The sequence below is a fragment of the Bradyrhizobium sp. Ec3.3 genome (genome assembly GCF_000472925.1).
GTDB lineage: Bacteria > Pseudomonadota > Alphaproteobacteria > Rhizobiales > Xanthobacteraceae > Bradyrhizobium.
In genome coordinates this window covers 19739-46277 of sequence record NZ_AXAS01000051.1, presented here as the reverse complement: position 1 = coordinate 46277, position 26539 = coordinate 19739, and the positions used below count along the sequence as shown (strand labels likewise).

The 26539-nt window shown below is 64.5% G+C and carries 25 protein-coding genes; 10 read left to right on the top strand and 15 right to left on the bottom strand.

Going from position 1 to position 26539, the window contains the following annotated elements:
- The first annotated feature begins 8 nt into the window (after positions 1 to 8).
- Entirely contained in the window at positions 9 to 830 is an 822-nt protein-coding gene (locus YUU_RS0134840) for an outer membrane protein (RefSeq protein WP_027526507.1), read from the top strand.
- Between the two features lie 121 nt (positions 831 to 951).
- On the opposite strand, the gene YUU_RS0134835 is transcribed toward YUU_RS0134840, so the two are convergent.
- Genes YUU_RS0134835 through cyoA form a run of 7 tightly spaced genes read right to left on the bottom strand, consistent with a single transcriptional unit; the run spans position 952 to position 7861 of the window.
- Positions 952 to 1485, bottom strand: a complete 534-nt coding sequence (locus YUU_RS0134835) for a response regulator transcription factor (RefSeq protein WP_027526506.1) — start codon at positions 1483 to 1485, stop codon at positions 952 to 954.
- Positions 1475 to 2872 (bottom strand): ATP-binding protein, encoded by a 1398-nt coding sequence (locus YUU_RS0134830; RefSeq protein WP_027526505.1) that lies wholly within the window; start codon positions 2870 to 2872, stop codon positions 1475 to 1477. The genes YUU_RS0134835 and YUU_RS0134830 overlap by 11 nt, the downstream gene beginning before the upstream one ends.
- Complete coding sequence (locus YUU_RS0134825) at positions 2844 to 3677, bottom strand: SURF1 family protein (protein ID WP_027526504.1); 834 nt, start codon at positions 3675 to 3677, stop codon at positions 2844 to 2846. The genes YUU_RS0134830 and YUU_RS0134825 overlap by 29 nt, the downstream gene beginning before the upstream one ends.
- A gap of 8 nt (positions 3678 to 3685) precedes the next feature.
- Entirely contained in the window at positions 3686 to 4063 is a 378-nt protein-coding gene (gene cyoD / locus YUU_RS0134820; RefSeq protein WP_027526503.1) for a cytochrome o ubiquinol oxidase subunit IV, read from the bottom strand.
- Positions 4060 to 4689, bottom strand: coding sequence for a cytochrome o ubiquinol oxidase subunit III (gene cyoC / locus YUU_RS0134815; protein WP_027526502.1), 630 nt, complete (start codon positions 4687 to 4689; stop codon positions 4060 to 4062). Before cyoC ends, cyoD begins: the two co-directional genes overlap by 4 nt.
- Positions 4690 to 6693, bottom strand: a complete 2004-nt coding sequence (gene cyoB / locus YUU_RS0134810; protein WP_027526501.1) for a cytochrome o ubiquinol oxidase subunit I — start codon at positions 6691 to 6693, stop codon at positions 4690 to 4692.
- A gap of 7 nt (positions 6694 to 6700) precedes the next feature.
- A complete protein-coding gene (gene cyoA / locus YUU_RS0134805; RefSeq protein ID WP_027526500.1) occupies positions 6701 to 7861 on the bottom strand; it encodes a ubiquinol oxidase subunit II in 1161 nt (386 codons plus the stop codon).
- A gap of 179 nt (positions 7862 to 8040) precedes the next feature.
- Here cyoA and YUU_RS0134800 point away from each other — a divergent pair, with 179 nt between their 5' ends.
- Positions 8041 to 9369 (top strand): MFS transporter, encoded by a 1329-nt coding sequence (locus YUU_RS0134800; protein ID WP_027526499.1) that lies wholly within the window; start codon positions 8041 to 8043, stop codon positions 9367 to 9369.
- A 137-nt stretch (positions 9370 to 9506) separates the two neighbouring features.
- On the opposite strand, the gene YUU_RS0134795 is transcribed toward YUU_RS0134800, so the two are convergent.
- A complete protein-coding gene (locus YUU_RS0134795) occupies positions 9507 to 10895 on the bottom strand; it encodes a M48 family metalloprotease (protein ID WP_027526498.1) in 1389 nt (462 codons plus the stop codon).
- A gap of 156 nt (positions 10896 to 11051) precedes the next feature.
- Positions 11052 to 11861, bottom strand: a complete 810-nt coding sequence (locus YUU_RS0134790; protein WP_027526497.1) for a thermonuclease family protein — start codon at positions 11859 to 11861, stop codon at positions 11052 to 11054.
- A gap of 296 nt (positions 11862 to 12157) precedes the next feature.
- On the opposite strand from YUU_RS0134790, the gene YUU_RS0134780 reads away from it, so the two are divergent.
- The 4 genes from YUU_RS0134780 to YUU_RS0134765 all read left to right on the top strand — a co-directional run bounded on the left by YUU_RS0134780 (position 12158) and on the right by YUU_RS0134765 (position 17408).
- Positions 12158 to 13357 carry an ABC transporter substrate-binding protein gene (locus YUU_RS0134780; protein ID WP_027526496.1) on the top strand — a complete coding sequence of 400 codons (1200 nt, stop codon included), beginning with the start codon at positions 12158 to 12160 and terminating at the stop codon, positions 13355 to 13357.
- Between the two features lie 174 nt (positions 13358 to 13531).
- The gene (locus tag YUU_RS0134775) at positions 13532 to 14323 is read left to right on the top strand and encodes an enoyl-CoA hydratase (protein ID WP_027526495.1); all 792 of its coding nucleotides are present in this window, start codon (positions 13532 to 13534) and stop codon (positions 14321 to 14323) included.
- Positions 14324 to 14325: 2 nt separating this feature from the next.
- Complete coding sequence (locus YUU_RS0134770; protein WP_027526494.1) at positions 14326 to 15090, top strand: hypothetical protein; 765 nt, start codon at positions 14326 to 14328, stop codon at positions 15088 to 15090.
- A 203-nt stretch (positions 15091 to 15293) separates the two neighbouring features.
- A complete protein-coding gene (locus tag YUU_RS0134765) occupies positions 15294 to 17408 on the top strand; it encodes an acetate--CoA ligase family protein (protein ID WP_027526493.1) in 2115 nt (704 codons plus the stop codon).
- A 222-nt stretch (positions 17409 to 17630) separates the two neighbouring features.
- On the opposite strand, the gene YUU_RS0134760 is transcribed toward YUU_RS0134765, so the two are convergent.
- From YUU_RS0134760 to YUU_RS0134750, 3 genes are read right to left on the bottom strand one after another with little or no spacing between them, the layout of a single operon-like run.
- Positions 17631 to 18437 (bottom strand): enoyl-CoA hydratase/isomerase family protein, encoded by an 807-nt coding sequence (locus YUU_RS0134760; RefSeq protein ID WP_027526492.1) that lies wholly within the window; start codon positions 18435 to 18437, stop codon positions 17631 to 17633.
- A gap of 11 nt (positions 18438 to 18448) precedes the next feature.
- Positions 18449 to 19609, bottom strand: coding sequence for an acyl-CoA dehydrogenase family protein (locus YUU_RS0134755; protein WP_027526491.1), 1161 nt, complete (start codon positions 19607 to 19609; stop codon positions 18449 to 18451).
- Between the two features lie 18 nt (positions 19610 to 19627).
- Positions 19628 to 20692: an acyl-CoA dehydrogenase family protein gene (locus YUU_RS0134750; RefSeq protein WP_027526490.1), complete on the bottom strand. Its 1065-nt coding sequence runs from the start codon at positions 20690 to 20692 to the stop codon at positions 19628 to 19630.
- Positions 20693 to 20930: 238 nt separating this feature from the next.
- Between YUU_RS0134750 and YUU_RS0134745 the strand changes: the two genes are divergently transcribed.
- Positions 20931 to 21716: an SDR family NAD(P)-dependent oxidoreductase gene (locus tag YUU_RS0134745; RefSeq protein ID WP_027526489.1), complete on the top strand. Its 786-nt coding sequence runs from the start codon at positions 20931 to 20933 to the stop codon at positions 21714 to 21716.
- A 96-nt stretch (positions 21717 to 21812) separates the two neighbouring features.
- Here the strand turns inward: YUU_RS0134745 and YUU_RS0134740 are convergent, their stop codons facing one another.
- Together YUU_RS0134740 and YUU_RS0134735 are read right to left on the bottom strand one after the other, a co-directional pair.
- Complete coding sequence (locus YUU_RS0134740) at positions 21813 to 22079, bottom strand: GlsB/YeaQ/YmgE family stress response membrane protein (protein ID WP_027526488.1); 267 nt, start codon at positions 22077 to 22079, stop codon at positions 21813 to 21815.
- Between the two features lie 48 nt (positions 22080 to 22127).
- Positions 22128 to 22730, bottom strand: coding sequence for a YidB family protein (locus tag YUU_RS0134735; RefSeq protein WP_027526487.1), 603 nt, complete (start codon positions 22728 to 22730; stop codon positions 22128 to 22130).
- A gap of 188 nt (positions 22731 to 22918) precedes the next feature.
- Between YUU_RS0134735 and YUU_RS0134730 the strand changes: the two genes are divergently transcribed.
- Positions 22919 to 23926 carry a 2-dehydropantoate 2-reductase gene (locus YUU_RS0134730; RefSeq protein ID WP_027526486.1) on the top strand — a complete coding sequence of 336 codons (1008 nt, stop codon included), beginning with the start codon at positions 22919 to 22921 and terminating at the stop codon, positions 23924 to 23926.
- Between the two features lie 26 nt (positions 23927 to 23952).
- The gene (locus YUU_RS0134725; RefSeq protein ID WP_027526485.1) at positions 23953 to 24165 is read left to right on the top strand and encodes a hypothetical protein; all 213 of its coding nucleotides are present in this window, start codon (positions 23953 to 23955) and stop codon (positions 24163 to 24165) included.
- A 221-nt stretch (positions 24166 to 24386) separates the two neighbouring features.
- Here YUU_RS0134725 and YUU_RS0134720 read toward each other — a convergent pair whose 3' ends face one another.
- On the bottom strand, positions 24387 to 24983 hold the full coding sequence (locus YUU_RS0134720; protein WP_027526484.1) for a hypothetical protein: 597 nt from the start codon (positions 24981 to 24983) through the stop codon (positions 24387 to 24389).
- A gap of 231 nt (positions 24984 to 25214) precedes the next feature.
- Here YUU_RS0134720 and YUU_RS0134715 point away from each other — a divergent pair, with 231 nt between their 5' ends.
- Positions 25215 to 26243, top strand: coding sequence for a hypothetical protein (locus YUU_RS0134715; RefSeq protein ID WP_027526483.1), 1029 nt, complete (start codon positions 25215 to 25217; stop codon positions 26241 to 26243).
- Positions 26244 to 26539 lie beyond the last annotated feature (296 nt).

The following is a 26539-nucleotide window of genomic DNA, read 5'->3' as shown; positions in this document are numbered from 1 at the left end:
TTCTCTAGATGAAGCGAGTTCTGTTCGCCGCGGCGTTTGCCGCCGTTGCCGGGATGGGCGCCGCCCACGCCGCCGACCTTGCCGCCCGTCCCTATACCAAGGCGCCCGCGGCGGCCGCAGTCGAGAGCTGGACCGGGTTTTATCTCGGCGCAGATGTGGGGGCCCGCTGGTCCGATACGACCTGGACCTCGACAGCCTTGGAGGATCCTGTCTGGGCAGGTGGGTCGTCCCTGCTTCTCCAGGGCAACCCCGCCAGCTTCAACAGCACGTCGTTTCGTGGCGGTGGCTATGCTGGCTACAACTGGCAGGTCGCGCCGTCCTGGGTGATCGGCATCGAGGGCGATGTTGCCTGGGCGGACAACAACAAGACGCTTGCCGGCGTCCCCGGCACCTGGGGGGGTAGCACCCCCGCCTCTCTCATTGCGATCGATAGCACCACCGTAAAGCTCGGTTGGGATGCGAGCATTCGCGGCCGCGTCGGCTGGCTGGTTGCTCCGAGCGTGATGCTGTTCGGCACCGGTGGTATTGCCTGGCAGGACGTCTCGCTGACTGCGAACTGCATGCGCACCGGGCCGTGGTGCATCCTCGATCGCACCGAAACGTTCCACAAGGTGGCAACCGGGTGGACCGTGGGCGGCGGCATCGAAGCCAAGGTTTGGAGCAACTGGCTTGCGCGGGCCGAATATCGCTACGCCGATTTCGGGCACGTCGACCACGAATTCTTCCCGCAGACAGTCGATTCCGTCTTCATGAACCAGAGCTTGAAGACCCATGCCGTGTCGGTCGGTTTGGCGTACCAGTTCGGCGGACCGGTGGTTGCGAAATATTGATCGCGCCGCGCCGAATTAGCCGCGGCGTTCATCGTTCCCGTAACTTAAGCCCGGCTTCAAGCCGGGCTTTTTTTTTGGTGCGGTGCGTAGGGTGACTAGATCACGGCCAGGCAAGGCCCGCTCACTTCACCGGCCGCTTCTCGAGCTTCCGGGCCAGCGTGCGGCGGTGCATGCCGAGGCGACGTGCGGCTTCCGAGATATTGAAATCCGTCTCGATCAGCGTCTGGTGGATGCGTTCCCATTCCAGCGTCTTGATCGAGGTGGGACGCGCGTCTAGCGCCACCTCGGCATTGCCTTCGGCCTTCTGGAACGCGGCTTCGATGTCGTCGGTGTTGGAGGGCTTTGCGAGATAGTGGCAGGCCCCGAGCTTGATTGCCTCCACTGCGGTGGCGATGCTGGCAAAGCCCGTGAGCACCACGATCAGCATGTCGGGATCATGGGTGTGCAGCAGCTCGACACAGGCAAGACCGGAGGCGCCGCCGAGCTTGAGGTCGACGACGGCGTGGCCGAACGATTTGTCCTCGAGCTCCTTGCGGACCTCCTCGATCGAGGCGGCGATCACGACGGAATAGCCGCGGCGCTCGAATGAGCGCTTCAGCGTGCGCGCAAAGCTCGCGTCGTCCTCGACGATGATCAGGGACTGCTCAGGCGTCAAAACCGCCTCCGATGGCAAGCGTGGAGAGAGGCAGCACGAGCCGCACGGTGGCGCCGCGCTTCCTGTGGTTCTCCGCGGTCACCATGCCCCCAAGCTTGCGCACGACGTTGACCACCAGGAACAGGCCGAGCCCGCCGCCGGCGCGGCCCTTGCTCGACTGGTAGGGTTTTCCGAGCTGCGCCAGCATCTCCCGCGCAAAGCCCGGGCCGCGGTCGCTGATCGACAGCACGAGCTTGTCGTCCTCGCGCTCGGCCAACAGCTCGACCCAGTCGCGCGAGACCTCGTAAGCGTTGTCGAGCACGTTGAAGATCACCTGCTTCAGCGCGATGTCGGAGACGATCGCGACGTCCTCGCCAAAAGTGTTGGTGAAGTAGAGCGTGCGCGCCGAGCGCGCGTTGCGCCATTCCTCGACCAGCGCGGTCAGGAAGGCCGCCACGGTCGTCGGCGCCGAGCCCTCGCCGCGGGCTTCGCCAGCGGAGACCAGGATGCCGGTCACGATCGATTTGCAGCGTTGCAGCGAGGTCTCCATCTCGGCGAGATCCTCGGCGAGCTCGTCGCGGCCGCCAAGCTCCGGCATGCGGCGCCAGTCGTTGAGGATGACCGAGAGCGAGGCGAGCGGCGTGCCGAGCTCATGCGCTGCGCCCGAGGCGAGCAGGCCCATGCGGACGATGTGATCCTCCTCGGCGGCATGCTGGCGCAGCGCCGCCAGATGTGCATCGCGCTCGCGAAGGTTCCTGTTGATGCGAGTCACGAACACCACCAGCAGCACGGCGTTGAGCGCGAAGCCGAAGAGCATGCCGACGACGGTTAGGCTGTAGGTGTCGCTCAGGGGGTTATGCGGCAGGTCCAGCGGCCGGTAGGCGAGCGTCAGCCAGACGAAGGCGGCGCAGGTCAGCGCCACCAGCGACCAGGTCGAGCGGGCATCGAGCAGCACTGCCCCCAGCGTCACCTGCAACAGGAACAACGAGGTGAAGGGATTGGTGGCGCCCCCGCTGAGGTAAAGCTGAGCGGTGAGTGCGGCGACGTCGAGCATCAGCGCGACCAGCAGCTCGTTGTTGGTGATCGCGGCACGGTGGCGCACCCAGACCAGGCTCGAAATGTTGAGCAGCACCAGCGCCGAGATCACCGCGCCCATCCGCGCGAGCGGCAGCTCGATGCCGAGCCCGAAATGCGCCGCCCCGATCGTGATGATCTGGCCGACGACCGCGGTCCAGCGCAGCTGGATCAGCAGCGCCATGTTCTTGCGGTTGGTCTCGTCGTCGGTCGGCGAGGGCAGGGATGTCGCGGTCAGCTCGGTGCGGCCGTCCACCTGCGCAGGAAGCGCAGCCGCGTCATGTCCGAGAGAGAGCTTTCCCTTCTCAGGTCGGCTCGACGATCGTTCCAGCATCTGATCCCGTCCCGCGGGCGGCGGTCTTGCCGGCCCTTTCGTGGACAAAGCGCCCGCGGCGGAACAGCCCGCCGCCGAATGTGACGAATAGTTTGCCGGCCAGCATAAAGGCCAGCGCAAACCATGTCAGCGCGTAAATCAGGTGGTTATTGGGAAAGCGGATCACGGTCAATCCGCCGATCGGATAGACGCCGGCGTTGGGGGCTGCGTCGGCATCGATGAAGAAGGGCGCGACCTCATCATTAAGTCCGCGCGCGGCGGCGATCGCTGCGACATCGCGCGAGTACCAGCGATCATGCGCGGGATCGTTGTCGCGCAGGAAGCCGCCCTTCGGCTCGGTCATGCGCAGGAGACCGTTGATCACGATCGTGCCGGATGCGTCACCATCCGGCCGCGTCGCGGGATCGCGCTTGTCGGCCGGCACGAAGCCGCGATTGATCAGGACCATCGTGCCGTCGTCGCGCAGAAGCGGCGTCAGCACCCAGAAGCCGGCGCCTTCCTCCGTCACGGCTTTGACCAGCGTCTCCCGGTCATTCAGCAGGCGGCCGGCGACGCTGACGTGGCGGTATTCGTCGCTCGCGGCCGTGACCGCGGGCCAGGCCGCGGGCGGCGGCAGCGCGGTTGTCGTGGCGTGAACGCGCGCCTCGACGCGATCGATCAGCACGAGCTTCCAGGCGCGCCGCTGGACCTGCCAGACGCCGAGGCCGATCAGGATAGCGATAGCAAGGAGAGAGAGCGTCGTGAGCCACAGGGAAGGGCGCGCAGCCTTGGCGAGGCTGCGCGTTGTCCGTCCGTCGTGTCTCACGGATGCGCTCACTTCATCCCGCTCATCTGGTGGACCGGCATCATGTTGCTGTTGAGGTGATTCATCACCCACAGCGAGCCGGACAGCGCGATCACGACCATGACGATGGTGAAGATCATCGCCATCATGCTCCAGCCGTCCTCGGCCTTGGTGTTCATGTGCAGGAAGTAGATCATGTGCACGACGATCTGGACCACCGCGAAGGCCATGATCACGAGCGCCGTGATGTTCTTGTTTGGAATCGCCCCGCCCATGACGAGCCAGAACGGAATCGCGGTCAGCACCACCGAGAGCACGAAGCCCAACAGATAGGTCGAGAGCGAGCCGTGCGCATGCGCATCGTGATGATGATCGGCCGCGTGGGCGGCGTGAGTGTCGGTGCTCATCGCAGAACTCCCAGGAGATAGACGAAGGTGAAAACGCCGATCCAGACCACGTCGAGGAAGTGCCAGAACATCGACAGGCACATCAGCCGGCGGCGGTTGGCCTCGATCAGGCCGAAGCGCCAGACTTGCGTCATCAGGGTCACCAGCCAGATCAGGCCGCAGCTGACATGCAGGCCGTGGGTGCCGACCAGGGTGAAGAACGACGACAGGAAGGCGCTGCGCTGCGGGGTTGCGCCCTCATGGATCATGTGGGCGAACTCGGAGAGCTCGATGCCGATGAAGGCGAGGCCGAACAGGCCGGTGATCGCGAGCCAGGCCTGCGTCGCGCCGACCCGGTTCTGCTGCATCGTCAGCATCGCAAAACCGTAAGTGATCGACGACAGCAGCAGCATCGAGGTGTTGACCGCGACCAGCGACAGGTCGAACAGATCCTTCGGCGCGGGGCCGGCGGCGTAGTTGCCGCCAAGTACGCCGAAGGCCGCAAACAGGATCGCAAAGATGAGACAGTCGCTCATCAGATAGATCCAAAAGCCGAGCGAGGTGCTGTATCCTTCCGGATGCGGGTGTTCGTCGGCGAGGTAGAACAGCGGCTCGCCAGACTGGTCGGGTTTGACAGCGATCGTCATTTACTTGGCTCCGGCGAGCAGTTGGGTGCGCGCTTCCTCGGTCCGGACGACCTCATCGGCCGGGATGTCGAAATCGCGGTGATAGTTGAAGGTGTGGCCGATCGCGACGACGAGCAGCGCGATGAAGCTGACGGCAGCAAGCCACCAGATGTACCAGATCAGACCGAACGCCATCGCCGTCGACAGACCGGCGAGGATGATGCCGGTGCCGGTGTTGCTCGGCATATGGATCGGCTTGAAGCCGGCGAGCGGACGCTTGTAGCCGCGGCGCTTCATGTCCCACCACGCGTCGTTGTCGTGAACGACGGGGGTGAAGGCGAAGTTGTAGTCCGGCGGCGGCGAGGAGGTCGCCCATTCCAGCGTGCGCGCGTCCCAGGGATCGCCAGTGACGTCCTTCAGCGCTTCGCGCCGGAGGATGCTGACGGCGAACTGCATGAGCATGCAGAGGATGCCGAGGAAGACGAGGCCAGCGCCGATCGCAGCGATGACGAACCAGATCTGCAGCGACGGATCGTCGAACACGCGCAGGCGGCGGGTTACGCCCATCAGGCCGAGCACGTAGAGCGGCATGAAGGCGAGGTAGAAGCCGGTGACCCAGAACCAGAACGACAGCTTGCCCCAGAACGGATCGAGCTTGAAGCCGAACGCCTTCGGGAACCAGTAGCCGATGCCGGCGAACACGCCGAACACCACGCCGCCGATGATCACGTTGTGGAAGTGGGCGATCAGGAACAGGCTGTTGTGCAGCACGAAGTCGGCTGGCGGGACAGCGAGCAGCACGCCGGTCATGCCGCCGATCACGAAGGTCAGCATGAAGGCGATCGTCCACATCATCGGCAGTTCGAAGCGGATGCGGCCGCGATACATCGTGAACAGCCAGTTGAACATCTTCGCGCCCGTCGGGATCGAGATGATCATCGTGGTGATGCCGAAGAAGGAGTTGACGCTGGCGCCCGATCCCATCGTGAAGAAGTGGTGCAGCCAGACCAGGTACGACAGGATGGTGATGACGACAGTGGCGTAAACCATCGAGGTGTAGCCGAACAGCCGCTTGCCCGAGAAGGTCGATGTCACCTCGGAGAAGATACCGAACGCCGGCAGAACCAGGATGTAGACCTCGGGGTGACCCCAGATCCAGATCAGGTTCACATACATCATCGGGCTGCCGCCGAAGTCGCTGGTGAAGAAGTTGGTGCCGACGTAGCGGTCGAGCGAGAGCAGCGCGAGCACGACGGTAAGGACCGGGAAGGAGGCGACGATCAGCACGTTGGTGCAGAGCGAGGTCCAGGTGAAGACGGGCATCTTCATCATGCCCATGCCCGGCGCGCGCAGCTTGACGATGGTGCAGATCAGGTTGATGCCCGATAAGGTCGTGCCGACGCCGGCGACCTGCAGCGCCCAAATGTAATAGTCGACGCCGACGTCAGGACTGTAGCCGATGTTCGACAGCGGCGGGTAAGCGAGCCAGCCGGTGCGGGCGAATTCGCCGATGAACAGCGACATCATCACCAGCACCGCGCCGCCGACCGTCATCCAGAAGCTGAAATTGTTCAGGAACGGGAACGACACGTCGCGGGCGCCGATCTGGAGCGGCACGACGTAGTTCATCAGGCCCGTGACGAACGGCATCGCCACGAAGAAGATCATGATCACGCCGTGGGCGGTGAAGACCTGGTCGTAGTGATGGGCGTTGAGATACCCGTCCGAGCCGCCGAAGGCAATTGCCTGCTGGAGGCGCATCATGAGGGCGTCGGCAAAGCCGCGCAGCAGCATGACGATGCCGAGGATCATGTACATGATGCCGATGCGCTTGTGGTCGACGGTGGTGAACCACTCGCGCCACAGATAGCCCCACAGGCGGAAATAGGTCAGGCCGGCGAGCAGCGTGAGGCCGCCGAGCGCGACCACGCCGAAAGTGCCGACGACGATCGGCTCGTGCAGCGGCAGCGATTCGAGACTGAGCCGCCCGAAGACGAGCTTGATGAGATCAGGATTGGTAGACATGCGTGCCTCAGGAGTCTGATTTCGGACGCTGGCCGAGGAAGAAGGACGTTGACTTGAGCGGCGTGAAGGTCGGCCGCTTCAACCCGGCGCCGAGCAGCGGCGTGGTGTCGGCGGGGGCCTTGACCGCGGCACTCGTCTGTCCCTGCGGTGCGTCAGGCGTGCAGGTGCTGGCCACGAAGCTCGGCTCGGGTCCGAGCGCGGTGCCGCGGCGGGCGTACTTGTCGTAGGTGAGCGGCAGGGTGTTGTTCAGCCCTTCATGGCCGGCGCCGCCCTTGGCGTCGATTGCCATCATCTCGCTCATGCACATCTTGCCGGGCTCGACGCACATGTTGAGGATGAGGCGGTAGAGATCGGCATCGACGCTGGCGTAGCGGCGCACCGGCTCGTTCTGGCTGGGCTTCTCGAGTTGCAGATATTCGCTGCGGCCGAGCGATCCGCCGGTGGCTTTGGCCTTCGCGATCCACTCGCCAAAGCCCTTGTCGTCGAGGCCGTGGAAGGCGAAGTGCATGCCTGAGAAGCCGGCGCCGGAGTAGTTCGCCGAAAAGCCCTTGTAGGTGCCGGGGTGGTTGACCACCGCGTGCAGCTTGGTCTCCATGCCCGGCATCGCATAGATCTGGCCAGCGAGCGCGGGGATGTAGAACGAGTTCATCACCGTCGAAGCGGTGATGCGGAAGTCGATCGGGCGATCGACGGGAGCGGCGAGCTCGTTGACGGTCGCGATCCCGTAGTCGCGATAGATGAAGAGCCACTTCCAGTCGAGGGCGACGACATCGACCTCGAGTGGCACCGTCGCCTCATCGACCCGCTGATTGGCGGCGATGCGGTCGAGCGAGCGGTAGGGATCGAGCAGATGCGTGCCCATCCAGGTCAGCGCGCCCAGGCAGATGATGATCAGCAGCGGCGCCGACCAGATCACGAGCTCGAGCTTGGTCGAGTGGTCCCATTCCGGCTCGTAGCGGGCTGACTTGTTGGACTGGCGGTAGCGCCAGGCGAACAGCACCGTCAGCGCCATCACGGGCACGACGATCAGCAGCATGAGCACGGTGGAGATAATGACGAGGTCGCGCTGTTGCGCTGCGATATCACCGGCCGGCGCAAGCACGATGAAGTTGCAGCCGCTCAGAGCGACCGCCAAAGGTAGTAGCGCCAGGATCCGTAGACGGGACACAGGTAGGCCTTTTGGTTGGAAATTTGGTAGTCCAGCCAAGGCGTAGCTGCGGCGCACCAATTGGGACATTGGACAATTTGTCCAATGTTGCAGTGCGGGAGGTTGCGCCAGAGAGGGGCAGGCTGCCCTGCGACCGCCGGGTGGTCGGCTTTGGTTTTAAGGACGTTAAGAGCGCAGGAATGGCGACCGCACAGACCCCCGTAGTGGCAGGCATCCACCCCGGCGAGCATGGTCACGACCATGCCAATCCCGGCGAGATCGCCATCGGCGTCATCATCGGGCGCACGTCGGAGTTCTTCGACTTCTTCGTCTATGCGATCGCCTCGGTGATCGTATTTCCGCGCCTGGTCTTTCCGTTCGCCACCGAACTGACCGGCACGCTTTACTCCTTCGCCATCTTCGCGCTTGCCTTTATGACGCGGCCGCTCGGCACCGTCATCTTCATGACGATCGACCGCGAATACGGCAAGACCGCAAAGCTGGTCGCCGCGCTGTTCCTACTGGGCACCGCGACCGTGGCGATCGCGTTCCTGCCCGGCTACAGCGACATCGGCGCGGCCGCGATCTGGCTTCTGGCGCTCGCGCGAGCCGCCCAAGGTCTCGCCTGGGGCGGCGCGTGGGACGGGCTTGCCTCGCTGCTCGCGCTCAACGCGCCGCCGAACAAGCGCGGCTGGTACGCGATGGTGCCGCAGCTCGGCGCACCGCTCGGGCTGATCGTGGCGAGCGCGCTATTTGCGTATTTTGCCGGCAATCTCTCGGCCGACGATTTCTTCGACTGGGGCTGGCGCTATCCGTTCTTCGTCGCCTTCGCAATCAACGTCGTGGCGCTGTTCGCGCGCCTGCGCATGGTCGCGACGGAGGAATATGCCGCGCTGTTCGAGACCCGTGACCTGCAGCCCTCGCGCATCTCCGACACCGTCGCGCGCGAAGGCCACAACATCATGCTTGGCGCCTTCGCGCCGCTCGCGAGCTTCGCGCTGTTCCACATGGTCACGGTGTTTCCACTGTCCTGGGTGTTTCTGTTCACCCATGAAAGCCCGGTAAGGTTCCTGATGATCGAGATCGTCGGCGCCGCCTTCGGTGTCGCGGCGATCGTGGCCTCAGGCATTATCGCCGACCGCGTCGGCCGCAAGTCGCTGCTGATGGGCTCGGCGATCGCGATCGCGGTCTATAGCGGCTTTGCCCCGCAGCTGCTCGATGCCGGCACGTTCGGCGAGACCATCTACATGGTGCTCGGTTTCATCCTGCTCGGGCTGTCCTTCGGCCAGTCCTCCGGCGCGATCGCCTCCAACTTCAAGCAGATGTACCGCTACACGGCCTCGGCGCTCACCTCCGACATGGCCTGGCTGTTCGGCGCCGGTTTTGCGCCACTCGCCGCGCTGCTGCTCGCCACCAATCTCGGCGTCATTGCCTCGGGTGCCTATCTGCTCTCGGGCGCATTGTGGACGCTGATGGCGCTCTGGCTGAGCGGCCAGCGCGAACGCGGCGATATGGATGCGGGTAACTAGCTAGGTACGTTGGCGGGCCCGCCAACTCGCGTGCGTAGTGCGTAGGGTGGGCAAAGGCGCTCTTGCGCCGTGCCCACCATCTATCCATGATCTGCGACAGAAGTGGTGGGCACGCTTCGCTTTGCCCACCCTACAACTCAATCCACCACGATTTTCACGCGGTCGCGCACTTTCACCTGCGCGTGGGCGTCGAGGCCGTTGAGCACGCGGAAGCGCTCGGCCGGGTGATCGACGCCGGCCATGCGGTGGGCGAGCGATTCCACGGTGTCGCCGGGCTGCACAGTGATCACCTTGATGCGCAGGGGGCGCGCGGCCTGGATCTCCTCGAGCGTCAGGCGGCGGAATGAGTTCACCGTCTCGCGCGCGTTGCGCTCGCTCTCTGTAGTCTTCTGCCGGCTCGCGAAGATGAAGCGGTAGACGTCGCTGCCGAAGCGCAGCGCGTAGACCTTGAACTGCCACTGATCGCCCTTGGCGGTCACGGCCGACGCCGGGAAGCCATTGATGGTGATGTCCTCGGTCGAGGATTTGTCGACGCCTTCCATCCAGCCGGAATTGAGATAGTCACCGAGCGTCTGTTCGGCCGGCACCCGCACGACGTCGAAGCGCATCGCCTGCGAGCCGCCCTCGCGCACGCCGATCACCGCCTGCGCGGTGTTGTCGAGCGTGAAGTTGTCGGGCGCCTGGAAGGTGAAGCCGAGCTTGGGATGCAGGAAGCGGCGACCGCGGACAAAGCCTTCGCTGGGGTCCTCGCCATAGACGATGTTGTCGATCGCGCCGAGATAGGTCTCGCGGTCGCGCTCGGCGCCCTCCGGCGCTGCATATTGCCGCGCGATCGTCTGCGCGTTCTGCACGCGCTCGGGGGTAGCCGGATGCGAGGAGGTGAAGTCCTGCGCGCGCGGATCGAGCGCGTTCTTGCCGGCCTTCAGCTCGGCATTGCGCTCCATCGCGGAGAGGAAACGTGCGGCGCCATAGGGATCGAAATGCGCCCGCGCGGAGATGCCGACGCCGATGCCGTCGGCCTCGATCTCCTGGTTGCGCGAAAAGCTCGCCATGGTGAGCTTGGTCTTGGCGAGCGCGAGCGCGGTGAGCTCGGGATCGTTGCTCATGTCGGTGACGACGCGGGTGACGATCGCAGCCTGGCGCGCCTGGTCCTCGCGCATCGCGGCGTGCTTGGATAGTACATGCGCCATCTCGTGGCTGAGCACGGATGACAATTCGGAGGTATCGCTGGCGAGCGCGAGCAGGCCGCGCGTGACATAGAGCTGGCCGTTCGGCAGCGCGAAGGCATTCACCGCGCCGGAATTCAGGATCGTGACCTTGTAGCCCTGGTCGGGTCGATCGGAGGCCGCGACCAGCCGCTCGACCGTCTTGGTGACAAGCTGCTCGAGCCGGGGATCGTCATAGGCGCCGCCATAGCTGGTAAGGATGCGCTCGTGTTCCTTCTCCGTGGCCGGCGTCTGCGCGACCGCGGGCTTCGGCTTGGGTGGCGCGACGGCCGGCGGGGCTGCGGTCTGGAACCGACCCATGTCGCCGCAGCCCGAGAGCAGCGTCCCGAGGCCGAAAGATAGACCGAGGCAAAGCGCAACTGGCGCAGCCCGAAGGCGGCGGCTCACCTCTGTTCCGCGTCCCAAAACCCCATCCACGTCGCTTAACCCGTGCCTGGCCTTAAGGCCTTTCCGCGGCTAGTTCGCGCCCAGCAACTCGATCTGTCCCACCCGGAGCGCGTCAATCCGCGGCCCCACATTCCCCTCGACCCAACCCCGGACCCGAATCTTCCGATTCTCCAGGGACTTGAGAGCGATCCCGGCGCTCTCGAAGGCCGGAACCATGCGCCTTGAAATAGTCACAGCGAAGCCGCGTGTCCAGTTCCGGCCGAAGTTGAGGTAAGTCGTTGCCCCAGCTTGCCGGACGGACAGGACTTTACCCTCGACCACTACGAAGCGCCCGATCCCGGCCAAAATATCGTCCGGACTTTCCGCGTTTTTTATGGCCAACGGGTCAGCCCAGCTGCCCTTTTTTCCGCGCCGCGCCTCGGCTTCCGCCGCCATGAGGGCGGCTGCGCACTCCTTGTCCGCGATCTCGGCGGAGACAATTGCATCACCTTGGGACAGCAAGAGGGCCTGCACCGAGGCATCGCTCTCGCTGAGGAAAACCAGCGCGGGCTGGCGGCCGTAGCGGTCCGGCGTGTCGTCAGCGCCGCGCAGGCGAACGTCGCGGCCGCCGAGCATTGCGGCCAGCGCCTGCTTCGTCGTCGCAGTCGGCTCGATGCCGGAGAGGCGCACCTCACGGCCGTCGTCGAGACGCAAGCTCCGCGCATCGACGATTGTCGTGACGCGGCCTTCGCCTTGGGACTCGAACTGGCAACCGGTCGCACTTGCGGCGCCGTGCGACACGACGAGAAGTGAGACGACAGCAAGGAAGATGAGTGATTGGTTCACGCGGCCCGGCGAGGTTGTTGTGCGCTGTACTCTTAACTCAAACGTGGTTCCCATCGAAGGGGCTTTGGCCGGATTAGCGACGGGGCTGCCACATCCTCCGTCATTGCGAGTGCCGCGAAGCAATCCAGAGTCTTTCCGCGGCGGGATTCTGGATTGTTTCGCTGCGTTCGCAATGACGATGTGGAGGCAAATGCGGCTCAGGCGCCATTCCGCTTTGCGGAAAACAATCACGCGATTCTGCACGGCCGAACCGCGCTTGCTGCCCCCTTTCGCATGCGGCATGATCGCGGCAATACCAACAGCAATAAGCAAGCCGCCATCAGAGCACGGCGCGATAAGGGAGGTTTTCCATGAACAGGATATTGTCCGGCATTTTTGTTGCCGCGCTGGTTGCGAGCGCGGCGCAGGCTCAGGACAAGCCGCCGCTCAAGCTCGGCGGTATTCTCGACATGTCGAGCCTCTACGCCGACATCACCGGTCCGGGCAGCGAGACGGCGGCCAAGATGGCGGCGGAGGATTTTGGCGGCGAGGTGCTGGGCCGCAAGATCGAGATCCTCGCGGCCGATCATCTCAACAAGGCGGACCTTGCCGCCAACATCGCCCGCGACATGATCGACAATCAGGGCGTCGAGATGATCTACGACGTCGCGGCCTCCGCGACCGCGCTCGCCGCCGGAGAGATCGCGAAAGCGCGCAACAAGATCGTAATATTCAACGGCCCGGGCTCGATCCGGCTGACCAACGAGGCCTGCGGCCCCTATACCGTACACTACGTCTTCGACACCTTTGCGCAGGCCAACACGACCGGCCTTGCCGCGGTGAAGTCCGGTCTCGACACCTGGTTCTTCCTCACCGCCGACTACGCCTTCGGCCAGGACCTCGAGAAGGACACCAGCAATGTCGTGGTGAAGACCGGCGGCAAGGTCTTGGGCAATGTCCGCCATCCGCTCAACACCTCGGACTTTTCGTCCTTCCTGCTCCAGGCACAGGCCTCCAAGGCCAAAGTGATCGGACTTGCCAACGCCGGCGGCGATACCGTCAACGCCATCAAGCAGTCGGCCGAGTTTGGCATCATGAAGGGCGGCCAGAAGATCTCGCCGCTGCTCGCCTTCGTCACCGACATCGACTCGATCGGTCTGGAGACCGCGCAGGGCCTGTTGCTGGCGGAAGCCTTCTACTGGGACGCGAACGACGAAACGCGCGCCTTCGCAAAGCGCTTCATGGAGCGCGTGAAGCGGCCGCCGACCTCGGCGCAGGCCGGCGTCTATTCTTCCGTCACGCATTATCTGAAAGCCGTGAAGGCGGCCGGCACCACCGATGCCGCCGCCGTCATGAAGGTGATGAAGGAGACGCCGATCAACGACTTCTTCGCGCATAATGGCAATATCCGCGAGGACGGCCGCATGGTGCACGACATGTACCTGTTCGAGGTCAAGAAGCCGTCGGAGTCCAAGGGACGCTGGGACGACTACAAGCTGCTCGCCACCGTGCCCGGCAACGAGGCGTTCCAGTCGCTGGAACAGTCGCGCTGCCCGCTGGTGAAGAAGTGACGGCGTGAACCTTCGTGGCGAAGGGCGAGCCGAACAACAAGTCGTCATCCCGGGGCGCGACGAAGTCGCGAGCCCGGGATCCATAACCACCATCGTGAGTATGGATTCCGGGCTCGCGCCCAGGGGGGCGCGCCCCGGAATGACCAAGTGAGATGCAAAACAAAGGAAACACCCATGAGCAACGACATGGTCCTGCAAAAGCTCGAAGGCGGGCTGCTCACCATCACCATGAACCGCCCCGAGCGCAAGAATGCGCTGAACCCCGACATGGTGCGCGGGCTGGTCGAGGCGGCGCGCCGCGCTGCCGATGATCCCGAGGTCCGCGCGGTGTTGTTCAAGGGCGCCGGTGGCAGCTTCTGCGTCGGCGGCGACGTCAAGTCGATGGCCGAGGGACGCGCGCCGCTGCCGTTCGAGACCAAGCTCGCGAACCTGCGCCGTGGCATGGAGGTGTCGCGCATCCTGCACCAGATGCCCAAACCCGTGGTGGCGCAGCTCGACGGCGCGGCCGCCGGCGCCGGCCTCTCAATGGCGCTGTCCTGCGACCTGCGCATCGCCTCCGAGTCCTGCAAGATCACGACGGCGTTTGCCAAGGTCGGCTTCTCCGGCGATTACGGCGGCACCTATTTCCTCACCCAGCTCATCGGCAGCGCGCGGGCACGCGAGCTTTATCTGATGTCGCCGGTGCTGAGCGCGAAGGAGGCGCAGGCGATCGGAATGGTAACGAAAGTGGTGCCTGATGCCGAGATCGATGCCGCCGCGCACGAGCTTGCGCTGTCGCTGGCGCAGGGGCCGTCGATCGCGCTCGGCTACATCAAGCGCAACATCAACAATGCCGAGCACCTGCCGCTGGAAGATTGTTTTGACGGCGAAGCCATTCATCACACCCGCTGCGGCGACACCGAGGACCACAGGGAAGCCGCAAAGGCTTTTGTCGAGAAGCGGAAACCCACCTTCAAGGGCGCCTGACCATGGCCGGCTATATGCGCTTGCGGCAGATCTGCCTGGTCGCGCCGCAGCTCGAGCCCTTGATCTCCGATATCGCAGGCATCATGGGCCTTTCCGTCTGCTATCGCGACGGCAATGTCGCGAAATATGGGCTGGAGAACGCGCTGTTGCCGGTGGATACGATCCTGCTGGAGGTGGTGGCGCCGCTTAGGGACGGCACCGCGGCGGGTCGCTTCATCGCCAAGACCGGCGGCCGCGGCGGCTACATGGCGATCTTCTGCTGCGACGATCCGGACGCGCGCGCCCGCAATGCGAACGCAATGGGCGTGCGCACCGCGAACACGATTGACCACCCGCCCTACCACGGTGTGCAGCTCCATCCGCGCGACTGCCGCGCCGCCTTTATCGAGTTCAATCACACCAAGGGCAGCGATGACATCTTGGGCACCTATCCGCCGGCGGGGCCGAACTGGCAAGAATTCATCCGCAAGGACGTGACGCAGGTGCTGACGGCGGTCGAGATACAGAGCCCGGATCCGCAAGGCCTGGCCGAGCATTGGGGCAAGCTGATCGGCGTCGCGCCGGACAAGGCGGATAGCGCCGAGACTGAGCTGAAGCTGCCCAACGCCAGCTTCCGCTTCGTCAAGGGCGGAGCTGAGATCATGAGCGCGCTGGAGTTCCGCGTGGCGGATGTAGCGAGCGTGATTCATGCGGCAAGGGAGAAGGGGCTCGCGGTGGCGGGGAATGAGTTTTTGCTGGGCGGCGTGACGTTTCGACTCGCTGCGTGAGCTCTTGCATCCGCTTATTTCAAACTGTCATCCCCGCGCAACGGCGAAGCCGTTGTCGTTGGGGGTGCGAGTCGCGCGGCGCAGCGCGCCGTGCCTCGAAGGATGAACGGCAGGGATGCAGCCGGGCCGTCGCCCTTCGAGGCCTCCGCTACGCTCCGGCGCCTCAGGGTGACGGATTGTTATGAGAACAAGGAACCCGCCACATGCCGCATCCGCTCGACAGCTTCTTCGCGCCGGCAAGCATCGCGCTAATCGGCGCCTCGCGCGATCATGAGAAGATCCCGGGGCGGCTGCTGTCGATGCTGCGTAGGAACGAGTATCCCGGCAAGATCTATCCGGTGAACCCGAACTACACCGGGATCGACGGGCTTCCCTGCCACAAGTCGATCGCGGACATCGGCGCGCCGATCGATCTTGCCGTCATCATCATCCCGGCGCGTGCGGTGCTGCCGGCGCTCGAGCAATGCGCCGCCGCCGGGGTGAAGAATGCCGTCATCATCTCGTCCGGTTTTGCCGAGGAGGGCGGCGACAGCACCGCGATGCAGGAGGCAATCGCCGATCTGGCACGGCGCACGGGCATGCGCATCTCCGGCCCGAATGCCGAAGGCTTTCTCAGCCAGGTGCAGCGCGTAGCGGCGACCTTCAGCCCGGCGGTCGACGTCAAGCCGGGCCAGGCGCCGCTGGTTGCGACCGCGCGGCGGATCGGCATCGTCGCGCAGAGTGGCGGCATCGGCTTTGCCTATTATAACCGTGCGAAGGCGCTCGGGGTTGCCGTGAGCTACGTCGTCTCCACCGGCAACGAGTCCGATCTCGGCGCCGGCGAGTTTCTGGACTACCTGGTGCAGGACGCCTCGACCGACGTGATCCTGCTGTTCATCGAGGGCATCCGGGACGTCGAGAAATTCCTGGTGGCCGCCCAGCGTGCCGCCGAAATCAAGAAGCCAGTCATCGTCACCAAGGTTGGTCGCTCCGGTGCCGGCGAACGCGCGGCCGCTTCGCACACTGCCAGCATGGCCGGCTGGTCAGCAGCTTATGACGCAGTGTTCGCAAAGTACGGCTTCATCGTCTCCAACGATCTCGACGAGGCGCTGACGATCGCCGCGGTGCTCGCCGGCAATCCGCTGCCGAAAGGTGATCGCGTCGCCGTCGTCACCGTGTCCGGCGGCGCGGGCATCTGGGGCACGGATGCGGTGGCGCTCAGGGGCTTGCAGGTCCCGGAGCTCTCCAGGTCCATTCAGGCGGAGATCAGGACATTGATGCCGTCATACGGCACGGCGCGCAACCCGATCGATGTCACCGCCCAGGGCGTAACCTCGGGCGGCCTGCAACGAAGCGTCGATCTGCTCACCGCATCCAACGAGGTCGATGCGATCCTCGTCATGCTGTCGCTGTCGAGCGAGGTGCGGATGCCCTTCAAAGAGGAGGAGCTGAAGCCGGTGCTGGCGGCACAGAAAAAGCCGGTTGTGTTCTATTCCTACACGCTGCCGTCTGATTTTGCGCGGCGAGAGCTCGCCAAGTCGGGCGTCGTGGTGCTGTCGGGCCTCGCCCATGTCGGCGTCGCGCTGCGGCAGCTTGTTGACTTCGCGACGTTTGACCTGCCCAAGCCTGCGGAAGAGTTGCGGCGACCGGCGCACGATCTCTCGGCATTTTTGCAATCGCCGGTCCTGTCCGAGGCCGACAGCAAGGCCTTGCTCCGTGCGGCCGGCATCGCGCTGCCGGAGGAGGTGCTGGTTGCGGAGAAGAGCGGACTTGACGACGCGATCGCGCGTGTCGGCTTTCCGCTGGTGATGAAGATCCAGTCACCCGACATCCCGCACAAGAGCGAGGTCGGCGGCGTGCGGGTGAACGTCACCACCAAGGGCGAGGTGTTCCTGGCGTTCGAGCAGCTCCTGAACAATGCGCGCAGGCATCGGCCGGATGCCGCGGTTCAGGGCGTGTTGCTCGCACCCATGACGAAGAAGGGCGTCGAGATCATCGTTGGCACGATGACGGACAAGACGTTCGGCCCGATGGTGATGGTGGGGCTTGGCGGCATTACGACCGAGTTGTTCCGCGACGTTGTCTACCGCCCGGCGCCGGTGAGCGCGGCGGAGGCCGGCGCGATGCTGGCCGCGTTGAAAGCGGCGCCGCTGCTGAACGGATTCCGCGGTGCAGCCAAGGCGGATGTCGCGGCACTGGCGCAGTTGATCGCTGACATTTCCGTGCTTGCGGCACGGCATGCTGGGGAGATTGCGGAGATCGAGCTCAACCCGGTTCTGGTGCATCCGGAGGGACAGGGCGTGACGATTGTGGACGCGCTGGTGGTGGGGCGAAGGTGAAGCCACTCACTTGCGCAAGAGGGTAAAGCAGGTTGTGGCAAATGCGATGCGAATTGCTGTGCCCTCTCCCCTTGTGGGAGAGGGCAGCTCCGCCGTCCCGCAATGTCAGTCGGGTGAGGGGTTCTTTCCGCGTACAACTCTGTTGCAGCGAATGCGCGGATAGAACCTCTCATCCGGCGCTTCGCGCCACCTTCTCCCACAAGGGGAGAAGGAAGAATGCAATCACCGCCCTTTGAAGTTCGCGACCCTTCGCTCTTCCGTCGCCTTGACACCTTCCTTGAAATCTTCAGTCGCGCGCAGCCTCGACTGTTCGGCGAGCTCGTGGTTGGTTGCGGCCATCACGCGGTCGGCGAGGCCTGCGCGCATCGTGGCGCGGGTGGAGAGCAGGCCGAGCGGCGAGCACTCGGCGATCTCGCTCGCCAGCTTCATCGCAGCCGGCTTGACCTGGTCCTGCGGCACCAGCTCGTTGGCGAGGCCCAATTTGTAGGCCTCTTCACCGGTGACGCGGCGGCTGGTGTAGAACATCAGCTCGGCGTTGTTCTTGCCGATCAGCTCGGGCAGCGTGACCGTCAGGCCAAAGCCCGGATGGAAGCCGAGTTTTGTGAAGTTCGCGGAGAAACGCGCCTCCGGGCAGGTGACGCGGAAATCCGCTGAGACCGCGAGCCCGAGCCCGCCGCCGATGGCAGCGCCCTGCACGGCGGCGACGATCGGCTTCTTGGCGCGGAAGATGCGTACGGCCTGGATGTAGAGATGGTTGATCGGCCCGAGGCTATCGGCCGGATCGCCTTTTGCCGCGCGCGCCTCCTGCTCCTGCCGCGCCGGGTCGTTGAAATTGGCGCCGGCGCAGAACGCCTTCCCCTGTGCGGAGAGCACGGAGGCGCGGATCTCGATGTCGCGATCGAACTCGTCGAGCGCGTCCGCTATCTGGTTGATCAGGGAGATGTCGAAGAAGTTGAGCGGCGGGCGGCGGATCTCGATGGTGCCGACGTGCCCGACCTTCTCGACGCCGATATCCTTGTAGCTGCTCATGATGATCCTCGTTAGCGCAAACCAAGTCCGCGGGCGATGATGCCGCGGAGCACTTCGGTGGTGCCGCCCTGGATGGTGAGTTTCGGCGCGGTCTTGATGGCGAAATCGAGCTGCCGCTCCAGCGTCTCGCGATTGCTGGCGGTCTCCTCGACGAAGGCGGCGAGATCGCGCACGCGATGCGGCAGTTGCTGCTCCCACACCGTACCGATGTCCTTGACGATGGAGGCTTCGACCACGGGCTCCTTGCCGGCCTGCAACATGCCGGCAACGGAGACCGACATGCGCCGCATGGTGTGGAGCTGCGCGACGAGCCGGCCGATGCCTTCGGCGCTGCGTGTATCCGGATCGTTGCCGACCGCGCGTACCAGCTCGGTCAGCACGTAGTAGGTTTCGAGGAAGCGCTCGGGACCCGAGCGCTCGTAAGCGAGCTCGGATGTCGCCTGCTTCCAGGCGCCGTCGACTTCGCCCAGCACGTGATCATCCGGAATGAAGTAATCGGTGAAGACGACCTCGTTGAACTCGTACTGGCCGGTGATCTGGCCGATCGGGTTCACCTTGATGCCGGGCTGCTTCATCTTGACCAGGAACTGCGTCAGGCCGTGGCGGCGGTTTTCCTTGGTCGGCTGCGAGGTGCGGAAGATCGCGATCATGTAGTCGGCGATGTGCGCCGACGAGGTCCAGATCTTGGTGCCGTTGATGAGATAGCCGCCGTCGGTCTTGGTCGCGCGTGTCTTCGCGGCGAACAGGTCGGAGCCCGAATTCGGCTCGCTCATGCCGATGGCAAAGCACAATTCGCCGCGGCAGATGCGCGGCAGGATGTCCATCTTGATGTGCTCCGGCGCGTATTTCAGCAGGATCGGTCCGCTCTGCCGGTCGGCGACGAAGAAGCGACGCGTCGGCGCATTCGCAACGCGCATTTCTTCGGTCACCACGTAGCGCTCGAGGAAGGAGCGCTCATGGCCGCCATATTTCTTCGGCCAGGTGATCCCGATCCAGCCGCGCTCGCCGACGCGGCGGGAGAATTCCGGCACGTCGGTGTCTTCGCGATTGGGCTTGAACGGGTTGAAGGTGCCGCGGGCCATTTCTTCGGCGAGGAAGGCGCGCACTTCCTTGCGCAGCTCCTCGCATTTGGGCGGCAGGCGGATCGGATCGAAACGGAGGGCAGCAGTCATGTGTTTCGTTCCCTGAACTCACCGTGACGCCACCAGCGGCCACAATTCATCGGCGCCTCTGGCAGCAACGAGCTTGCCGAGCTCGACGGCCCAGTAGCTCTCCGAGCCGAAATCGTCGCGCCAGGCCAGCGCCCGCAGCGAATAGCGATGCAATATGTGCTCGATGGTGAACCCGATCGCACCGTGCACCTGATGCGCGATGGCGCCACCCTTCTCGGCGGCTTCCGCGCAGCGGATTTTTGCGGAGGCGGCTTCGAGATAGACCGCGTCGTTGAAGGCGGTCGCGTTCGCAATCGCATCCGCGGCGGAGGTTGCCGCCGCCAGCGCTGCGGCGGATTCGCCAGCGAGCTTTGCGAGGTTGTGCTGCACCGCCTGGAATTTCGAGATCTTCTTTTCGAACGCGACGCGCTCGTTGGAATAGCGCACGGAAATGTCGAGCATGGATTCCAGCGCGCCCGCAATCTGGAGGCTGCGCGCGACGCCTCCCATCAACATCACCGTGGTCTGGTCAAGATGGTTTGGCGCGGGCTTGATTGTGATGGGCGCGATCTTGTCGAGCGTTACGACATCGCTGTCGTCGTAGCCGACATTGAGCCCGGCCTCGACCTTAGCCTTGCCGGCATCGACCAGCGCGATGGATACGCCGCTTGCGTCATGCGTCAGCACAGCAAAATGCCTGGCCGCTTTCGCAAAGGGCACGCCGCGGACGCGGCCGGAGAGCGAGCCGTCGGGATCGAGAGTGATGCGGTCCTTCGGGCTCGCCGGCAGCACCGTCATCTCGCCCTCGGGGGAGGCGATCTTCGCCTGCGCGAGCAGCCAGCCGGCGAGCATGGTTTCGGCGAGGGGAACCGCGATCGCAAAACGACCGGCCGCATTCAGCAGCGCAAATCCATCGGCAAGGCTCGCGCCGGAGCCGCCAAGATCGTCCGGCACCCACGCCAGGGGCAGTCCGGCCTCGCTCAGCGCCTGCCAGAGCGGCGCTTTCCACGCGTCCTTCTTGTCGTTGTTGATGGTTTGCGGATCGGCGAGATCGGCGAAGATCTTCTCCGCAGTCTCGACGACGATGTTGTCACTCTCCGCCACAGCGTTCCCCGTGTTTTGTCCTTGGCGCATCCGTCTTTTTGAGCGGGTGCGCAGCTCTCTTCTTGCGCCGGATGATCGGAAAAAGCCACGGCCCTGACAAGCGTTGATCGCAGGTCCGCCTGCGGCGCGGGCATGGGCCAAAAGACTAATTCCGCTTAGCGGAGTTTGATCGATTTGCAGCCGTCCGCAAACTCGCTAAACAGGACCGCTGGCATTGAAGACAAGAGAGGATAACCGGATGGCAAAGGACGGCTTGTGCGCAATCGTGACGGGGTCCGCATCCGGCCTTGGGGCGGCGACCGCGGAGATTCTCGCGCGAAGCGGAGCGCGGCTCGTCATCAACTATTCCTCGAGCCAGAAAGAAGCCGAGGCCACCGCGGAGGTCTGCCGCAAGGCAGGCGCAGCCGAGGTCGTGATCGCACAGGGCGATGTCTCGCGCGACGAGGATTGCCGCAGGATCGTCGCGGCGGCGGAGGCCTGGGGCCGGCTCGACGCGCTCGTCAACAATGCCGGCACGACCAAGCACGTCGCTCACGCCAATCTCGACGGTTTGTCGGCCGAAGATTTTCAGCGGCTCTATGGCGTCAACACTATCGGTCCGTTCCAGATGGTGCGTGCGGCGCGCAAGCTGCTCGAGGCCGGCGCGAACGCCTCGGGGCGGGCGTCGGCGGTGGTGAACGTCTCCTCGGTTGCCGGCATCAGCGGCGTCGGGTCATCGATCGCCTATGCCGCAAGCAAGGGCGCGCTCAACACCATCACGCTCTCGCTGGCGCGCGCGCTTGCGCCGCTGATCCGCGTCAACACCGTTTGCCCCGGCTATATCGACACGCCCTGGTTCACCAAGGGCCGCGGCGAGGATGCCGCCAAGCAGGTCCGCGACAACGTGGTCGCGAAGGTGCCGCTCAACGTCGCCTCAAGCGCCGACGACATCGCACAGCTCGTCTGCTTCCTGGCGACGCCGGCCTCCAGCAACATGACCGGCGAGATCGTGCGCATGGATGCCGGTCTGCATTTGATTACGTGATTGATGTCATTCCGGGACACGCGAAGCGTGAACCCGGAATCTCGAGATTCCGGGTTCGATGCTGACGCATCGCCCCGGAATGACGGAGTATAGGCGTCAACCCTTGATCACGCCGCTTGCCACCAGGCGGTGCCAGATGAACAGCACCACCACCGCGCCGATCGTGGCGGTGATGAAGCCGGCACCCTGGTCCAGGCTGTAATGGCCGATGGCCTGGCCGATAAACGTCGCCAGAAACGCGCCGACGATGCCGAGGACGGTGGTGAGGATGAAGCCCTGCGGATTTTTCGGTCCCGGCATCAGCCAGCGCGCGATGAGGCCGGCGACGAAACCGACGATGATGACCCAGATAATCCCGCCCATGTTCGCAACTCCCCTTGCAGCAACGATACGACTGACGTCAGAGCTCGGTCAGATTCGGCCAGACAGCTCGTTCTCGGTCGGCAGCCGTCCATCCGGCGTCAGGTGATCGATCACCTTCGGCAGATACTGGCTGAGACCGGACAGAAGCTCGTCACGCGACAGGCCGCTCTGGGCTGACAGGCTCTGGATCTGGTCGGCGCCGAGCGCATTGGCGAGATCGCCCGGTGCGATCGGCTTGTTCTCGCCCTTGCCGACCCAGGAATTCGCGGTTTCGCCATGACCGCCTTGCTGGAGCTGGTTGAGGAGATCGCCGAGCCCGCCACTGAGCACGCTGCCGGCCGCGCCGCCCGCGAGCAGGCCGCCGAGGCCGCCCTTCAGCACATCACTAAGCCCGCCGCCGCCGGGCGCGCCGCCCGGAAGCGCTTGCCCGCCCGCATTCGCCGGCGTGGGCGGCGGCAGTGGCGACGATTGCGGCGCCGCGTCACCCTGGCCTGCCGTCAAATGCTTGAACGCTTTCCACGCCAACAGACCAAGGATTGCCATGCTCATCGGCGACATGCCGCCGGAGGATTCTTGCGAGCTTTGCGAGCTCGGCGTGCTTGACCCGCGCGGGCCGTTCTGCATGCCGTTGAGGACGTCGAGTAGACCCATGGTGCTCTCCTGCCGCTGAACCTGCCCCCCGGGGCGAAAACATATGGGGCTCTCATGACGGTTACAAGGCGGTCGCACCGCAACCGCAGCGGCCGATGGGCAAGCGGCGCGGCCTTTGCTATCGAAGGTCAAATAATGAAGGTCTGGTCAACGCCGCTGTCGAAAGCGGCAAGCGGTTTCAGGAGCACATGGTGACGGATCGACCGATCGCCGTGGCGGGCGCGGGGGCCATCGGCTGCTTCGTCGGCGGCATGCTCGCGGCCGCCGGCCGCCGCGTGGCACTCCTGGTGCGGCCGCGGGTGAAGACCGAGATCGAGCGGTTCGGCCTGCGCCTGACCGATTTCGACGGATCCGAGCGGCGGCTCTCCGCAGGCCAGCTCGCGCTGTCGGAAGATGCCTCGATTTTTCACCGTGTTGGCGTGGTCTTGGTGACGGTGAAGAGCGCCGACACGACTGAGGTCGCCGAGCTGATCGCCCGGAACGCGCCGGACGATGCCGTCATCGTCTCCTTGCAGAACGGCGTCGGCAATGTGGGGATCCTGCGCGACAAGCTGCCGGGGCGGCGTGTGCTCGCGGGCATGGTGCCGTTCAACGTGATCGCGATGGGCGAGGGGCGCTTCCACCGTTCGACCTCGGGCGACATTCATGTCGAGAAGGATCAGGCCGATACCGCTGCGACGCTGTCCGTGCCGGGGCTCGCGATGCGCGCGAGCGCGGACATCACCGGCGTGCAATGGGGCAAGCTGGTCATCAATCTGAACAATGCGCTCAGCGCGTTGTCCGACATGCCGCTTGCCGCGCAGCTTGCGAACCGGGACTGGCGAAGGCTGTTCGCGGACCAGATGGCCGAGGGGCTTGCGGCGATGACGGCGGCTGGCATCAACCCGGTGTCGGCGACGCCGATACCGCCGCGCTGGACGCCGACCCTGCTGCGACTGCCCGACATGATCTTCAACGTGATCCTGGGGCGGACCATGAAGATCGATCCCGAGGCACGCTCCTCGATGTGGCAGGATCTGAAGCAGCGACGCAAGACCGAGATCGACTATCTGCAAGGGGCGATCATCGCGCTGGCGGACCAGCACGGCGTGGACGTGCCGCTGTGCCGCCGCATTGCTGCGCTGATCAGGCAGGCTGAGAGCGCGGGCAACGGCCCGCCGCGCCTGACGCCGCAGCAGATCCGGGGCGGTGGGTGAGAGCCGGTCCGACCGGAGGCATGCCGATGAAACCCGTTCCGATGACGGCGATTGCGGTTGCGATGCTCTGCGGTGCATCCACCCTCGCGCAGGCCCGTCCGCCGACCGTCACACCGTCGCCCGGCTACGACAGGCGGTTGCAGGAGAGCCGATCGGCGCCAAGCGGCACGACGACGGTTGCACCGACCAATCCGCCGGCGACCACGCAGAAGCGGACCAGGAAGAAGCATACGAACTGATGCGCCGCAGGATGTTGTGGCTTATCAAGGCCAGTTGGACGAGGCTCGAGGCTACACGCTCCGCTGTCATTCCCCGAGAAAGCGGGGAATCCAGTACGCGGCGGCCTATCGATTCAATCAAAGTCGTCTCTGGAATACCGGATCGCCTGATCAAGTCGGGCGATGACGGCGGAGGGTAAGGAGAGTGCCCGACCCCGGCTCGCAGGGACGGCGCGAGGGCTTCACCCCTTCTTCGCCTTGCTCGGCGTGGGGCTGAACAGCTTCTTCAGTTCGTTCAAGCTCTCCGACAGCCGCGGCCATTCGCAGGAGAACGAGCCCTTGGTGCATGCCTTCGGCCGCGGCTGTTTGGGCCGCTCGACCGGAACCGGCACGCGCTCGGCCTCGGTGCGGAGTGCAACCTGCTGGACTTGCTGTTGCCGTTGCTCCTGCTGTTGCTGCTGTTTGGCGGCGGCTTCGGCAGCCAGGTTGGCACGGCGCTGATTGGCGAGATAGGCGGCGTAGGATTCGTCGATCTTCTTCTGTTCCTCCGGCGTCGGATTGGGACCGGCGATATCGAAGCTGCGATCCTGGAGGAAGTCGTAGTAGGTGTACCCGCCACCCGCCTTGCGGCGGCCGGCGAATTTGGCGTTGCACTCGGCGAGCGCCGCCGTCTTCTCCTGCCTGGTTGCGTATTTCTCGGCCCGGTCGGCGCATTCCTCGAAATCGCCCGGCGCGCGTTTCCACCATTGCGCATGGGCATGCGCGGGCATCAGCAGGGCGAGCCCTGCAGTCAAGCCAAGCAACAATCTCGCGCTACGCGAAGCGATCACGAACGACATTCAACAGATGCAATCTTTGTGGAACTCAACTGATTCAGTCGAATTTTCGCCTGTTTCCAGCCACTTGTCACCCATGGAACCCGACATTTTCATGGCTGCATTGCTGACATTTTTTGCTTGACGTGGCCGGCCAGTCACAGCGGCATGGCACGCGATGCGCATAGAGTTGCAAGAAGGCTTCAAGTCAAGAGGGCTCCAAGTCAAGCCTTCGCGCGGAGAGGATTTTTGGCAATGAAATGGCGGACATTTGTCGCAACGATCGCGTTGGCGCTGCTGTCGTGTCACGCGAATGCCGCCGATGAGGCCACGCCCAACCTTGCGCCGGTGAAGGCGGTCGCCGATGCGCGCCTTGCGGTCGGCGATCACGCCGTCCTGCCACTTTATCTCTCCAGCGATTGGGCGCTGCCGCTGCCATCGATCACCCGCGCCGTCATCGTGCTGCACGGGCGCCTGCGCAATGCGGATGTCTATTACAAGTCGGCGCGGACGGCGCAAGCGGCGGCCAGCGACGAGGGCCGGGCCACCATCATGATCGTTCCGCAGTTTCTGGCGCAGGTCGATATCGATGCGTACAAGTTGCCTGACGAGACGCTGCGCTGGTCGCTGGAGGGGTGGGAGGGCGGCGAGGCCGCGCTCGCACCGAGCCCGGCCTCCTCGTTCGAGGCGCTCGATGCGATCCTCGCCAGGTTTGGCGACCGGCGCATCTTCCCGAATCTCAAGCAGGTCGTGGTCGCCGGTCATTCCGGCGGCGGCCAGGTCGCGCAGCGCTATGCCATCGCAGGCAGGGGCGAAGCGAAACTGTCGCGCCAACACATCGAGGTGCGCTACGTCGTCGCCAATCCATCGTCCTACGCATATTTCAGCGCGGAGCGGCCGGAGCCGTCGATCGCCGCTTCCTGTCCCGGCTACGACAACTGGAAATACGGTATGAACGATCGCCCGCCTTATCTGAGCGATGCAACGTCCGCCGCGCTCGAGCAGCGCTATGTCGAGCGCGAGGTGATCTATCTGCTCGGCACGCTCGACACCAATCCAGAGCATCCAGCGCTCGACAACAGCTGCATGGCGAAAGCGCAAGGACCCTATCGCTACGCCCGCGGCCACGCCTATGCGGACGCAATGGCCGGACGCGACCACGGCACGCCCAATCACAAGCTGTTCGACGTCGCCGGCATCGGTCACGACGGCGACAAGATGCTGACTTCGAAATGCGGGCTCACGGCGCTGTTCGATCTGCCCGGCTGCACCGCGGACCGCTGAGCTGAGGATGCCTTGAAGGCCCGGCTCGGGCTGTTACACTTCGTCCCGTGAGCGCACGATTACGGTGCCACCAAGAAGACGAGATGGATTGCAAAAACGAAGTCGGCCGTTGCTGCTTTCGAAAGCGATTTCACACCCTTTGTTTCAGCCAAAGCTCTCTCATATTCTTTATGCCGGGGTTACTTCAAGTGATGAGGAATTGCGCGTTCATCCTGCCTTGCGTTCTCCTTCTTGTTTCTGGAAACAACGAGGTTGGTTCATTGGAGATGCGGCGACTTGGTACCGACCGCGTGTCA